The organism is Lelliottia sp. 489 (genome assembly GCF_050435885.1).
Lineage (GTDB): Bacteria > Pseudomonadota > Gammaproteobacteria > Enterobacterales > Enterobacteriaceae > Enterobacter > Enterobacter nimipressuralis.
In genome coordinates, this window is record NZ_JBNDLC010000011.1 from 17,899 (window position 1) to 31,629 (window position 13,731).

Annotated in this window: 12 protein-coding genes; 6 read left to right on the forward strand and 6 right to left on the reverse strand. The window is 56.0% G+C overall.

From position 1 onward, the window contains the following. Window positions 1-101: 101 nt before the first annotated feature. Window positions 102-863, reverse strand: coding sequence for a uridine phosphorylase (gene udp, locus ABIE11_RS21065; RefSeq protein WP_095283865.1), 762 nt, complete (start codon window positions 861-863; stop codon window positions 102-104). 251 nt (window positions 864-1,114) lie between these two features. On the opposite strand from udp, the gene ABIE11_RS21070 reads away from it, so the two are divergent. The 4 genes from ABIE11_RS21070 to ABIE11_RS21085 all read left to right on the forward strand — a co-directional run bounded on the left by ABIE11_RS21070 (window position 1,115) and on the right by ABIE11_RS21085 (window position 6,236). Further along, a complete protein-coding gene (locus tag ABIE11_RS21070; protein ID WP_100778458.1) occupies window positions 1,115-1,921 on the forward strand; it encodes a dienelactone hydrolase family protein in 807 nt (268 codons plus the stop codon). Window positions 1,922-2,101: 180 nt separating this feature from the next. Then, window positions 2,102-3,913, forward strand: a complete 1,812-nt coding sequence (locus ABIE11_RS21075) for a beta-glucoside-specific PTS transporter subunit IIABC (RefSeq protein WP_429185339.1) — start codon at window positions 2,102-2,104, stop codon at window positions 3,911-3,913. Then, a complete protein-coding gene (locus ABIE11_RS21080; RefSeq protein WP_429185340.1) occupies window positions 3,913-5,376 on the forward strand; it encodes a glycoside hydrolase family 1 protein in 1,464 nt (487 codons plus the stop codon). Before ABIE11_RS21075 ends, ABIE11_RS21080 begins: the two co-directional genes overlap by 1 nt. A 23-nt stretch (window positions 5,377-5,399) precedes the next feature. Then, complete coding sequence (locus tag ABIE11_RS21085) at window positions 5,400-6,236, forward strand: PRD domain-containing protein (RefSeq protein ID WP_429185341.1); 837 nt, start codon at window positions 5,400-5,402, stop codon at window positions 6,234-6,236. Window positions 6,237-6,263: 27 nt separating this feature from the next. Here ABIE11_RS21085 and metE read toward each other — a convergent pair whose 3' ends face one another. Then, window positions 6,264-8,525 (reverse strand): 5-methyltetrahydropteroyltriglutamate--homocysteine S-methyltransferase, encoded by a 2,262-nt coding sequence (gene metE / locus ABIE11_RS21090; RefSeq protein ID WP_429185343.1) that lies wholly within the window; start codon window positions 8,523-8,525, stop codon window positions 6,264-6,266. 115 nt (window positions 8,526-8,640) lie between these two features. Between metE and metR the strand changes: the two genes are divergently transcribed. Next, on the forward strand, window positions 8,641-9,594 hold the full coding sequence (gene metR, locus ABIE11_RS21095) for an HTH-type transcriptional regulator MetR (protein ID WP_107702644.1): 954 nt from the start codon (window positions 8,641-8,643) through the stop codon (window positions 9,592-9,594). Here metR and ABIE11_RS21100 read toward each other — a convergent pair. The 3 genes from ABIE11_RS21100 to pldB all read right to left on the reverse strand — a co-directional run bounded on the left by ABIE11_RS21100 (window position 9,482) and on the right by pldB (window position 12,282). Further along, a complete protein-coding gene (locus tag ABIE11_RS21100; RefSeq protein WP_429185345.1) occupies window positions 9,482-10,381 on the reverse strand; it encodes a carboxylate/amino acid/amine transporter in 900 nt (299 codons plus the stop codon). The genes metR and ABIE11_RS21100 overlap by 113 nt on opposite strands. Window positions 10,382-10,463: 82 nt before the next feature. After that, window positions 10,464-11,264: a sugar/pyridoxal phosphate phosphatase YigL gene (gene yigL / locus ABIE11_RS21105; protein WP_100778451.1), complete on the reverse strand. Its 801-nt coding sequence runs from the start codon at window positions 11,262-11,264 to the stop codon at window positions 10,464-10,466. A gap of 25 nt (window positions 11,265-11,289) precedes the next feature. Continuing rightward, on the reverse strand, window positions 11,290-12,282 hold the full coding sequence (gene pldB, locus ABIE11_RS21110; protein WP_102105646.1) for a lysophospholipase L2: 993 nt from the start codon (window positions 12,280-12,282) through the stop codon (window positions 11,290-11,292). Window positions 12,283-12,391: 109 nt separating this feature from the next. Here pldB and rhtB point away from each other — a divergent pair, with 109 nt between their 5' ends. Continuing rightward, the gene (gene rhtB / locus ABIE11_RS21115) at window positions 12,392-13,012 is read left to right on the forward strand and encodes a homoserine/homoserine lactone efflux protein (RefSeq protein WP_100778449.1); all 621 of its coding nucleotides are present in this window, start codon (window positions 12,392-12,394) and stop codon (window positions 13,010-13,012) included. Window positions 13,013-13,062: 50 nt separating this feature from the next. Here rhtB and rhtC read toward each other — a convergent pair whose 3' ends face one another. Beyond that, window positions 13,063-13,683 carry a threonine export protein RhtC gene (rhtC, locus tag ABIE11_RS21120; protein ID WP_100778448.1) on the reverse strand — a complete coding sequence of 207 codons (621 nt, stop codon included), beginning with the start codon at window positions 13,681-13,683 and terminating at the stop codon, window positions 13,063-13,065. Between the last annotated feature and the right edge of the window lie 48 nt (window positions 13,684-13,731).

The following is a 13,731-nucleotide window of genomic DNA, read 5'->3' on the forward strand; positions in this document are numbered from 1 at the left end:
ATTGTGCTGTATAAACGTCCAGTTTGAAAGGAATTTCCTGCGAGGCGTTACGCAAAAAAGAAAAGGCCGAACGCGTCGGCCTTGAACAGAATGTTGTGCGATTAGATCAGGCGGCGAGCCGCTTCGACCACAATTTTCACCGCGTGGCTTTCGGTTTGCTTCATGGTTTCTGCGTTCGGGATCTCTTGCTGAGTACGGTTAACGATTACGCCCGCCACCATACCCGCACGCAGACCCTGGCTTGCGCACATGGTCAGAAGCGTTGCCGATTCCATTTCGTAGTTCATGACGCCCATCGACTGCCACTCTTCCATAGAACCTTTAAAGCGGCTCACCACGCGACCGGAGAAGGTGTCGTAGCGCTCCTGGCCTGGGTAGAAGGTGTCAGAAGAAGCGGTCACGCCAATGTGCGTGGTTGCGCCGATAGATTTTGCCGCTTCAACCAGCGCTGTTGTGCATTCGAAGTCCGCGACAGCCGGGAATTCCATTGGTGCGAAGTGCAGACTTGCACCGTCCAGACGCACAGACGCGGTCGTCACCAGAACGTCACCGACGCTGATGTGCGGCTGAATCGCACCCGTGGTGCCGATACGCAGGAAGGTACGAATGCCCAGTTGCGCCAGCTCTTCCACAGCAATAGAGGTAGACGGGCCGCCGATACCGGTCGAGCACACAATCACCGCTTTGCCATCCAGCTCAGCACGCCAGGTGGTGAATTCACGATGCGCTGCCAGCTTAACCGGCTTATCCATCAGCGCGGCGATCTTTTCCACACGCTCAGGATCGCCAGGGACGATAGCCAGCGTAGCCCCTTGTAAATCGTTTTTAGTGAGGCCGAGATGAAAAACATCAGACTTAGACATAGGTGACTCCTCTGTGGGTCGGTGTGTCAGAAGAAGTAAAACGGTACTTTACAGAAGCACCAGGCTTAATTTCGTGACACACCTCACCATGAATGAAAATGGTTGCAGTTAATTTCCACAAAATAGTGATTTACATCACATTAACAAGTTATATCGTTCAGGGCTGCACAAAAGATAGCCCGTTTCGGGCACTGTGAGTTGTTAACTTGAGGTCTATATTTACTTTTGCGCTTACAGGTACGGAGAATACCATGACACAAAAGACCCATTTTGCACCTGCTGCTGCCCCTCTCGCCGCGACCATCGTCTCCACGTCAGAAGAAGCCATTACCGCAGGCGAAACCTCGATCCCCTCGCAGGGTGAAAACATGCCCGCTTATCACGCGCGCCCGAAAGAGGCCGACGGTCCGTTGCCGATCGTCATTGTGATACAGGAGATTTTTGGCGTTCACGAACATATTCGCGATATCTGCCGCCGTCTGGCGCTGGAAGGCTATCTGGCCGTTGCGCCGGAGCTTTATTTCCGCCAGGGCGATCCGAATGATTACAGCGATATCCCGACGCTTTTCAGCAATCTGGTCAGCAAAGTGCCGGATGCGCAGGTGCTTGCCGATCTGGACCACGTCGCCAGCTGGGCCGCGCGCAACGGCGGTGATCCGCACCGTCTGCTGGTCACCGGTTTTTGCTGGGGTGGGCGCATCAGCTGGCTGTATGCTGCGCACAATCCGCAGCTGAAAGCCGCCGTGGCGTGGTATGGCAAACTGGTCGGTGAGAAAACGCTGAATTCACCGAAACATCCGGTGGATATCGCGACCGATCTTAACGCGCCGGTTTTAGGGCTGTACGGCGGACAAGACACCGGGATTTCGCTTGAGAGTGTGGACACCATGCGTCAGGCGCTGCGTGCCGCCAATGCCAAAGCCGATATCGTGGTCTATCCCGACGCGGGACATGCCTTTAACGCCGACTATCGCCCGAGCTATCACGAAGAATCCGCCAAAGATGGCTGGCAACGTATGCTGGCCTGGTTCAGGCAGTATGGGGCGAAAAAGGGTTAAGTTGCTCACACATTGACGCAACAACCGCAGCCGTTGTTTGACTTTTAAACAGAATTTCGACGATATAAAAAGCACAGGCGTGTAACTACGATCCGTAGGCAAGACCTGAAGCCCATCTCTCTCTTTCGGGGGGAAATGGGCTTCAGGTCTTTTTTTTTGCTCTGGAGACAGGGGCCAGACATGAATCACTTGCAGACAGCACTGGATATCATCGCCCAGGTGGGCGGCGCTGAAAACATCGAACATCTCGAGCACTGCTCCACCCGCTTACGGCTGAGCCTTTACGATAACGGGAAAGTGAACGAGGGCGAACTGGCGAAAATTGATGGCGTGCTCGGCGTGCGCGTCAATGTGCAGTGCCAGGTCATTATCGGTCATGAGGTGGTGCAGGTTTACGAAGCGGCTCGCTCCCTCATCGGCACACCCCACGCAAATGCGTCAGCTCAGACGGTCAAACCGCATCGTGGCGCGCAAATCGTCGACTTTGTGATAAGCGTCTTTCAGCCGCTGGTCCCGGCCATTGCGGGCGGCGGCGTACTGAAATCGCTGCTGCTGTTGCTGGATGTACTTGGCTGGCTCAGCCGCGACAGTTCCACTTACAAAGTGCTGGATAACATCGGCTCGGCCCCGCTCTATTTCCTGCCGATACTGGTGGCGATAACCACTGCGACAAAGCTCAAAGTGAACGTGCTGGTTGCCGTCTCTGCCGTGGCGGTAATGGTGTTACCGGCAATGACGAAGCAACTGGCTGATGGCGCAGAGTTTATGTCGTTTGATCTGCGCAATGTCGCCTATGCCTCGCAGGTCTTCCCGGCCATCCTGTGCGTGCTGTTTTACGCTCAGACCGAGAAGCTGTTCAACCGTTACTCTCCCGGCGCACTGCGCATTTTTCTCTCGCCGATGCTCTCTCTGCTGGTCACGGTGCCAGTGACATTGCTGATCCTGGGACCATTGGGCTATGAGCTTGGCGCGGGCCTGGCCACGGTGATCTTATGGCTTTATGGCAAGCTGGGATTTGTGGCGACCGGGTTACTCGCGGCAGCCCTGCCGTTTATGGTCGCAGCCGGCATGCATAAGCCGATGCTGCCTTATGCCGTCGCCTCGATGAGCCAGTTCGGGCGCGAAATGCTCTATCTGCCTGCGTCGCTGGCACACAACATCGCTGAATCTGGCGCCTGTCTGGCCATTGCACTTCGGAGCAAAGATAAGGTACTGAAATCCACCGCCTTCTCGGCGGGAATTTCCGCACTGTTTGGTATTACCGAACCCGCTCTGTATGGCGTCACGCTTCTCAATAAAAAAGCACTGTATAGCGTGCTTGCGGGTAGCCTGGTTGGCGGCGCATTTATTGGCTGGATGGCCATCGAAGCCTTTGCGCTGGTAGGGCCAGGCCTTGCCAGCATCTCCATGTTCGTCTCACCCGATAACCCAATGAACATCGTCTGGGCCTTTGCGGGTGCCGGTTTATCTTTTGTCATCGCCTTTCTGAGTGCTCTACTGTTATGGCGCGATAAAGCCCCGGAACAGGCCGATGAACTGCATTTTATCCGTCCCGTAGAGGGGCAAATCATCCCTCTGGAAAAGGTTAACGACGACGTTTTTTCACGCAAAATTATGGGCGATGGCGTAGCCATTGTCCCTTCGCAGGGCGTCCTGCGTGCTCCCGCCGACGGCACGGTCGTTAATGTCTTTGAAAGCGGTCATGCCCTAAGCCTCTTAACGGATGCAGGGGTTGAGCTGATTTTCCATATCGGCATCGACACCATCAGGCTGCAGGGCGACGGATTCCTCCCGCTGGTGAAAGAAGGCCAGCATGTGAAAAGCGGCGACACACTGATTGAGTTTTCTCTCGACGCCATCACCGCCGCCGGGCTGGATCCGGTTGTGGTCATGATCGTCACGAATGGCGAACGATTCTCGCTGACACCAGGCAGTAACCACGACAAAGACACTCATCCTAATATCATCATGACGCTAAAGGAGTCCGTGTAATGGATAAATCCCTCCCGTTTCCGCAAGGTTTTTTATGGGGCGGCGCGATTGCCGCTAATCAGGCCGAAGGAGCATGGAACGTTGATGGCAAAGGGCCGTCCGTCGCTGACGCCATCACCTGGAAGCCAAACCTGTCGCTGAAGGATTATGACGGTCATATGGCGCTGACGGATGAAAATATCCGCGATGCGTTTGAAGGGCGCAACGACGCGCTTTATCCCAAGCGTCGCGGCATTGATTTTTATCACCGCTATAAAGACGATATCGCCCTGTTTGCCGAGATGGGCTTTAAGGTTCTGCGCGTGTCCATTGCCTGGTCGCGTATCTTCCCGACAGGCGAGGACGAATCCCCTAATGAAGCGGGCCTGCAGTTTTACGAGGAGATGTTCCGCGAGCTGCGCCGCCATAATATTGAACCGCTCGTCACGCTCTCACATTATGAAATGCCGCTGGCCCTGAGCGAGAAATACAACGGCTGGGTACATCGTAACGTGGTGGATGCTTTCGTGCGGTTCAGCAATGTCTGCTTTGATCGCTACAAAGATCTGGTGCGCTACTGGCTCACCTTTAACGAAATCGACAGCATTCATCGCCATCCGTTTACCACCGCCGGGATTCGCGAAGAGAAAAGCGCGCCAGGAAAAGCGCAGCAGGACATTTACCAGGGGCTGCACCACCAGTTTGTGGCCTCTGCGCTGGTGACCCGCGACTGCCACGCTAAAATTCCCGGCAGCCAGGTCGGGTGCATGCTGACGAAGCTCACCACCTATCCTCACAGCTGTCGCCCGCAGGACGTAGAGGCCACGCTGAAAAAAAATCTCGAAAACTACTTTTACGCCGATGTGCAGGTCTTTGGTGAATATCCGCCGCTGATCCTGCGCGATCTCGCCAGCCGTGATATTCAGATTGAGATGCAGGCAGACGATCATCGTATTTTGAAAGATCACACCGTCGATTTTGTCTCCTTCAGCTATTACATGTCCCTCACCGAATCGACGCAGGCTGATGTCGAGCGCACCGCGGGTAACACGATTCTGGGGGTAAAAAACCCGTACTTGCCTGCATCCGAGTGGGGCTGGCAGATTGATCCCGTCGGGTTGAAAATCTCCCTGCTCGAATTGTATGACCGTTACCAAAAGCCGCTGTTTATTGTCGAAAATGGCCTAGGGGCAAAAGATACCGTCGAGGAAGGGAAAATCCACGACAGCTATCGTATCGACTATTTTCGCGCCCACTTCGAACAAACATTGGCAGCTATCAACGAAGGGGTAGATGTGATGGGATTCACCACCTGGGGTTGTATCGACATTATCAGCGCGGGCACATCGCAGATGTCCAAACGCTACGGCTTTATTTATGTCGACCAGGATGACGAAGGTAACGGCACGCTGGAACGCCTGAAAAAAGAGTCGTTCTGGTGGTACCAGAGAGTGATTGCCAGCAATGGCGCTGACATGAGCTAAACGGCCAGGCCGCAGGAATAACCGTGATAACGATAAAAAAATCGCTCAATAACAGTATGCTGCTGGTCGATCACGACCAGCGGGAGATGATCCTGTTTGGTAAAGGGATTGGTTTCGGAGCCAAACCCGGTTCGCATATCGACCTGGCGCAGGTGGAGAAAGTCTTTCTGCCGCTTAGCGATCTGAAATCCCGCCATTTTTTATCCCTGACGGATACCATTCCTGCGGCGTACTTTGACGTCAGCCATGAGATTCTCACGCTCGCCCGCAGCCTGTGCGGCGAAAAGCTGAACTCCGTGCTGCTGTTTACGCTCGCCGAACATTTGCATTTTGCGGTGGAGCGTAGCCGTAACGGGCAGCTGATCCTGAATAAGCTGAGCTGGGAAGTGAAGCGCTATTACCCTCAAGAATACCGCGTCGGGATGCAGGCGCGTGACAACGTGAATGAACGCTTTGACGTAGAGCTACCGGAAGAAGAAGCGGTCAATATTGCGTTCCATCTGATTAACGCCAGCAGCCAGGATGACAACAGCTCCGCCCATCAGCAGGTCGAACTGGTGAATCGCATCGCCGAGATCGTGCGCTACAAGCTGAGCAAAGCGATCGATACGGAGTCGGTGAATTACCGGCGATTTATCACCCATCTGCGCTATTTCGCGGAACGCGTGTTAAGTGGAAGCGTGGTGGTCAGTGAGACCGAGGATTTTTATCAGGAGCTGATGCGCCATCGCCCGGACGCAATGACCGTCGCGTGGGTGATTCGCGATTACGTGCAGGAGAAGTATCAGCTAACGCTGCCGAAAGATGAGCTGACGTGGCTGAGCATTCACATCAGCCGGTTAATGGACGGTCATGCCTAGGCCGGGCAATCGCCCGGCCATATCGCATTACGCCTGACGCAGGTTCTGCGCGGCTTTCACCATGTTCGCCAGTGCCGCACGGGTTTCTGGCCAGCCGCGGGTTTTCAGGCCGCAGTCCGGGTTGACCCACAGGCGCTCAGCCGGAATACGCTGGGCGGCTTTCTGCAGCAGGGCTTCAATCCACTCCACGCTGGGTACGTTCGGGGAGTGAATGTCATACACGCCCGGTCCGATTTCGTTTGGGTAGTCGAACTCTTCGAATGACTCCAGCAACTCCATATCGGAACGCGACGTTTCGATGGTGATCACATCCGCATCCAGCGCGGCGATCGAGTCCATGATGTCGTTAAATTCGCAGTAACACATATGGGTGTGGATCTGCGTGTCGTCCTTTGCTACGGCGGCGTTGATGCGGAACGCTTCCACGCCCCACTCCAGATACGCCGCCCAGTCGCTGCGACGCAGCGGCAGACCTTCGCGCAGTGCCGGTTCGTCAATCTGGATGATGCCAATGCCTGCCGCTTCCAGATCCGCCACTTCATCACGCAACGCCAGCGCAATCTGTTTGGCGATGGTTTCGCGGGTCACGTCTTCGCGCGGGAAGGACCAGCACAGAATAGTCACCGGACCGGTCAGCATGCCTTTGACCGGTTTGTCGGTCAGAGACTGGGCGTACTTCGCCCATTCGACGGTAATCGCTTCCGGGCGGCTCACGTCGCCAATCACCACCGGGGGTTTTACGCAGCGTGAGCCGTAGCTCTGCACCCAGCCGTTCTGGGTAAAGACGAAACCGTCCAGATGCTCACCGAAATATTCCACCATGTCGTTACGCTCGGCTTCGCCGTGAACCAGCACGTCCAGACCCAGGCGTTCCTGCTCAATAATCGCCTGTTTGATGTGTTCGGCGATGCCTGTGCGGTAGTTGTTGGCGTCGAGATTGCCTTTTTTGAAGTCCAGACGTAGGCCGCGAATTTCAGTGGTCTGCGGGAATGAGCCAATAGTGGTGGTTGGCCAGGCCGGCAGATTAAAGCGCGCGCGCTGGGCTTCAGCACGAACTTCATAGGCATTTTCACGCTGGCTGTCTTTTGCGGTGATCGCCGCCAGACGTTTTTCCACCGCCGCATTGTGAACACGAGTCGAGTGGCGGCGCGCCTGAATCGGTGCGCTCCATTCGGTAATCGCAGCCGTGTCGCCGCTGTTCAGCGCATCGCGCAGCAGGGCCAGCTCTTCACATTTTTGCAGGGCGAAGGCAAACCAGCTTTTCACTTCCGCGTCCAGACGCGTTTCCACGCTCAAGTCGATCGGGCTGTGCAGCAGGGAGCAAGACGAAGCTACCCACAGATCACGTTGGCCGACAATGTCTTTGATCTGCGCGTATTTCTCGGTCAAATCGGCGCGCCAGACGTTACGTCCGTTGACCAGACCGGCAGAGAGCAGCCAGTCAGACGGCAGGCGTTTGTGCAGCTCAGCTACGTCATCGTTGCCGTGAACCAGGTCAACGTGCAGGCCCTGCACCGGCAGCGCGGTGATGGTGTCGAGGTTCGGCGTGACGCCTTCGAAATAGGTGGTCAGCAGCAGTTTAACCTGCCCGGTGAGGGCGTCGTAAGCCGGTTTGTACGCATCCAGCCATGCCTGCGGCAGCTCCAGCACCAGCGCCGGTTCGTCGATTTGTACCCACTCGATGCCGCGTTTTGCCAGCTCAGCCAGCACCTGCTGGTACACCGGCAGGATGTCTTTCAGTAAGCTCAGGCGGTCAAACTGCTCGCCTTTCACTTTGCCCAGCCACAGGTAGGTTACCGGGCCGAGCAGTACAGGTTTGATTTTGTGGCCCAGCGCCATCGCTTCGTCCACTTCATCCAGGATTTGCCTCCAGGTCAGTTTGAACTGCTGGCCTTTCACAAACTCCGGCACCATGTAGTGATAGTTGGTGTTAAACCATTTGGTCATTTCTGCGGCTGCCGCTGGCTCACCGGTCGGTGCGCGCCCACGACCCAGGCGGAACAGGGTGTCGATATCTACCGATCCATCGTTGTTCTGATGACGAGCCGGCACATTGCCGAGCAGCAGGCTGGTGGTCAGAACATGGTCGTACCAGGCAAAATCGCCCACCGGCAGCAGATCCACGCCTGCCTGTTTTTGCTGATCCCAGTGACGCGCACGCAGCTCGCGTCCAACCGCCAGCAGCTCTTCACGGGTGGCGTTGCCCGCCCAGTAACTCTCTTGTGCTTTTTTCAGCTCGCGGCGAAGGCCAACGCGAGGAAAACCGAGGGTGTGGTTAATAATTGTCATGTCGCTGCCTCTTATGAATTCGTTATTTAGCCATCCAGATGTTTACACATCCATAATGTGAATGTACTGTATGATCCACAAGCGCAAATTGTTCATGGCGAAGTGAAGGACTTTCATGATCGAGATAAAACACCTGAAAACGCTACAAGCGTTGCGGAACTGCGGTTCGCTCGCAGCGGCTGCGGCCACGCTGCATCAAACACAATCCGCCCTGTCCCACCAGTTCAGCGATCTGGAACAACGTCTTGGCTTTCGTCTGTTCGTGCGTAAGAGCCAGCCGCTGCGCTTTACGCCGCAGGGTGAGATTTTGCTGCAGCTGGCGAATCAGGTGCTGCCGCAAATCGCCAGCGCCCTGCAATCCTGCAATGAGCCGCAGCAGACACGGCTGCGCATCGCAATTGAATGTCATAGCTGTATTCAGTGGCTGACGCCCGCGCTTGAGAATTTCCGTCAGAACTGGCCGCAGGTAGAGATGGACTTTAAATCGGGCGTGACCTTTGACCCGCAGCCGTCTCTCCAGCAGGGCGAGCTGGATCTGGTGCTGACTTCCGATATTCTGCCGCGCAGCGGTCTGCACTATTCGCCGATGTTTGATTATGAAGTGCGCCTGGTGCTGGCACCTGACCATCCGCTGGCGGTGAAAACGCGCGTCACGCCGGAAGATCTGGCGACCGAAACGTTGATGATCTATCCGGTGCAGCGCAGTCGTCTGGATATCTGGCGCCATTTCCTGCAACCGGCAGGCATCAGCCCAAACCTGAAAAGTGTCGATAACACCCTGCTGCTGATTCAGATGGTGGCGGCTAAAATGGGGATCGCGGCGCTGCCGCACTGGGTGGTGGAGAGCTTTGAACGTCAGGGTCTGGTAGTAACCAAAACCCTGGGCGAGGGATTGTGGAGCCGACTGTACGCTGCCGTCCGCGATGGCGAGCAGCGTCAGCCGGTCACGGAGGCGTTTATTCGCTCAGCGCGGAATCACGCTTGCGACCATCTGCCGTTTGTTCGGAGCGCTGAGCGACCCAATGGCGATGTACCCACAGGGAAGCCAGAATCACCGTTCCCCCAATAATAAAGCTCGGCCAGTGGGGTTGTTCCTGCCAGATTGCCAGGTTCACCAGCAGCCCCGCAGGCACGTGAACGTTGTTCATGATGCCCAGCGTCCCGGCATCCACCTGCGTGGCTCCGTAGTTCCACATAAAGTACCCCAGCCCTGAAGCGACCACCCCAAGCCAGATCAGCACGCTCCATTGCAGTGTGGTGGTCGGCAATTTTTGCGGATTGCCCAGCATAAACCACGCCACCACCGCCACGATGAACGCCCCCATATAAAACCAGGCGAACGCGTTGTGCTGCGGCATCGGGTGGATCTCCATCAGGCGTTTGTAACCCACCATGCCGATCGCAAAGCTGATGTTCGCGAGCTGGACAAACATCAGCCCGGTCCAGAAGTGATCGCTCACTTTGTCGTAGCGAATAATCGCCGCACCGGCCACCGCCAGCAGCGCGCTCAGGACATAGCCCCAGCGCAGACGGCGTTTGCTCAGCAGGTCATAAATCAGCGTGATGTAGAGCGGCGTCAGCACCGTGAACAGCAGGAATTCCGATACCGACAGATAGACATAGGCGCGGAAACTGAACAGATACATGATGCCGAGCTGCATTGCGCCCACCAGCATGTACAGCAAAATGGTTTTGATCGTCTGTCCGCGCAGGCGCAGGAACGGCAGAAACACCAGCGCAGCCAGCCCAACGCGCATCAGCACAGAGAAGTAGCTGTCGACGTGTCCGGCAAGATATTCACCGATCAGGCTGAACGAGAAGGCCCACAGGATAGTGGTGATAATGAGTAGCGCCACAATGCATGTCTCTCAGAAAGAAGGACGAGCATTGTAGCGAACTCTTCAGTTGACAACTGAGCAATAAACAATCAAATGAAGATTATTCAAGGAACAGTTTGCGCAGGTAGTTCGGCACGGCGTTATCGGTGTTGGTGCCAATCACCTCCAGCTCCGGGTGCAGATCTTTCAGACGCTGGTGCGCGTTTTCCATAATGCAGCCTTTCCCGGCCATCGACAGCATTTCAGCGTCGTTCATGCCATCGCCAAAGGCGATGCAATCTTTCAGCTCGTAGCCCATGCGTTTTGCCACCGCTTCCAGCGCGTGACCTTTCGATACGCCGCCCGCCATCACTTCCAGACAGGTCAACGTTGAGAAGCTGACGTTCACCCGGTCGCCCCAGCGCGCGTTAATGGCCTGCTCCAGCGGCAGCAGCTCTTCGTGGCTTTCGCAGGTGAAGAACACTTTGCTGATCCCTTCTGGCTCCAGCAGACCCGGCTCGTACAGGGTGTAGTTAAAAACCGCTTCCTTGAAGAAACGCATTTCATCCGGACGATGACGGTTCATAAACCAGTCGTCGTTGCGGTAAACGTTGGTGACGATTGACGGGTTGCTATGCACCACGCCAAACAGGTCGGCGGCGATATCGCGATCGAGGTTATGGGTGAAGATCAGATTGCCGTCGGTGTCGTGTACGCGCGCACCGTTGGAGGTGATCATGTACGCTTTGATGTCCAGATTATCGCGGATCTGCCCCACGTCCACGTGGTGGCGGCCTGTTGCGAAGACGAAGTTCACGCCACGGGCTGTCAGGAGTTTTAAGGTTTCTTTCGCGTAAGGCGACAGGGTGTGGTCGGGAGAAAGCAGCGTGCCATCTAAATCAGATGCGACAACCTGGTACATAGGAAAATTTAACCTCAATAGGAAATCAGTTATGCCTGTCGAAAAACTCGACGATAGCGTTGAGCGCGACTGAGCGCATGGTGTCCTTTTCAAAAAGGATCTCATGGTACGCGCCCTTTATGACCAAGGGTTTCTCCCCTTCACAGGGGTGCCCGGCGGCGGCGCGCAATTCGCAAAAACGGTCGTGCATGCGGTTATCCACCACACGCTCTTCTTCCGCCTGAATCAGTAACGTTGGCGTGGCATCTTTACCCGCACCGGCCAGCGCAGACTCCCCCGCGCGGATACCTTCACGCACCCAGTGGTACGTTGGCCCACCGACGCGCAGGCGCGGCTCATCGGCGTAGAAACGCAGGTTACGCCGATACCGCTGGCGGCTATGCGTTAGCACGTTCACGGCAAAGGGCAGGGCGCGCCAGCGACCGGTGCCGATCGCGTAGCCTTCACGAATGCGCTGATGGCCCTCAGCCCAGTCGAGAATATGGCGCACCATCCAGTCCGGAAAGCGCATCACGATGCCAAACATCGGTGCAGTGAGCGCGATGGCATCGCACTGATGCGGATGACGTTGTAAAAACAGCGTCGCAATCGCCCCGCCCATGGAGTGTGCCAGGATATAGCGCTTGCGCCACGGCCCAGGCTGCACTTCCTGCTCCCAGAACGCGGCGAGATCGTCGACATAATCGCTGAAATTCACCACATGCCCGCGATGCGAGTCGGATAACAACCGACCGGAGCGCCCTTGCCCACGATGGTCGATAATCAGTACATCAAACCCAAGATGGAAAAGGTCGTAGGCCAGTTCAGCGTATTTAACGTAACTTTCGATACGACCGGGGCAAACCACGATCACGCGGTCGTTTTTGACATTCCGAAAACGAACAAAGCGCACCGGAACATTGTCCACGCCTGTGATTTCGGCTTCTTCGCGCTGACGCCAGAAATCGGTCAGCGGCCCCATGGAGAAAGCAGCAAATGCGTTCTCGCGTGTTTCCCAGTCCTTTTTCTGCTGAAACATCGGGTTTCCACCCCTGTAAGCCAAGGAATATCGTTTTTTCTGGTTGCGTCACACAATGACGCGACAATAGCGTATTGTGGCATAAAAATAGACGATTCGGGAGTTTCAAATGACCTTCGAGTGGTGGTTCGCTTACCTGCTGACATCCATCATCCTGAGCCTTTCCCCTGGCTCTGGCGCGATCAATACCATGACCACGTCCATTAACCACGGCTATCGCGGCGCGGTCGCGTCCATTGCCGGCCTGCAGACCGGGCTGGGTATTCATATCGTGCTGGTGGGGATTGGTCTTGGGACACTGTTCTCGCGTTCAGTGCTGGCGTTTGAAGTGCTCAAATGGGCGGGCGCGGCCTATCTGATCTGGCTGGGCATCCAACAATGGCGCGCAGCAGGCTCGATTGACCTGAATACCCTCGCCCATACCCAGACGCGCGGTCGCCTGTTTAAACGCGCGGTATTTGTGAACCTGACCAACCCGAAAAGCATCGTCTTTCTCGCCGCCCTTTTTCCGCAGTTTATCGTCCCGCATCAGCCACAGGTGATGCAGTACGTGGTGCTCGGCGCCACCACCATTATCGTCGATATCATTGTGATGATTGGTTACGCGACCCTGGCGCAACGAATTGCCGCGTGGATCAAAGGGCCGAAACAGATGAAGGCGCTGAACAAAGTGTTCGGGTCGTTGTTTATGTTGGTGGGTGCGTTGCTGGCGTCGGCGAGGCATGCGTAGCCGAGAAAAGCCGGATGGCGCTGCAAGCACCGCATCCGGCATTCAGGATATTAGCGGGAGATAATCAGGTGAATCCCAAACCCTGCGAAAAGCGCACCCGCAAAGCCGTCGATCCACTTCGCCAGGCGCTGATAGCCACGGCGCATGGACGGTAAAGCGAACAGGCTCGCTACCACGGTAAACCAGGCGAAGGTTTCGACGACGATCAGCAGGAAAATGCCCCAGCGCGCGCCCGCGCCGACGTCGTCACCGACGAACAGGGAAAACACCGAACCGAAGTAAATAATCGCTTTTGGGTTTGCAAGGTTGGTCAGTAAGCCGCGTACGAAACTGCGTCCACCGGTCGCCAGCTCAACGTTAGGTTCAGCGGCTACGCTCTCTTCTTTCTTCAGCGCACCGCGCAGCATCTGGTAGCCCATCCAGCACAGATACAAGCCACCGCCGACCATAATGATATTATGCAGCCAGGCCATTTTCGCGAGGATAAGGTTCAGGCCAAGCAGCGCAACGGCAGCCCAGACCATGACACCCATGGTAATACCGAGCACGCCCATCATCGCCTCTTTGCGGGAGCGGCTGACGGCAGTCTGCGAAACGAAGAAAAAGTCAGGGCCAGGGCTCATCAACGCAACGATGTGCACCAACGCCACAGTGAGGAATAGCATTAACATAATTAACTCGCGGGAAAATAATTCAGTGAGTCACCATCCTGGCACTTT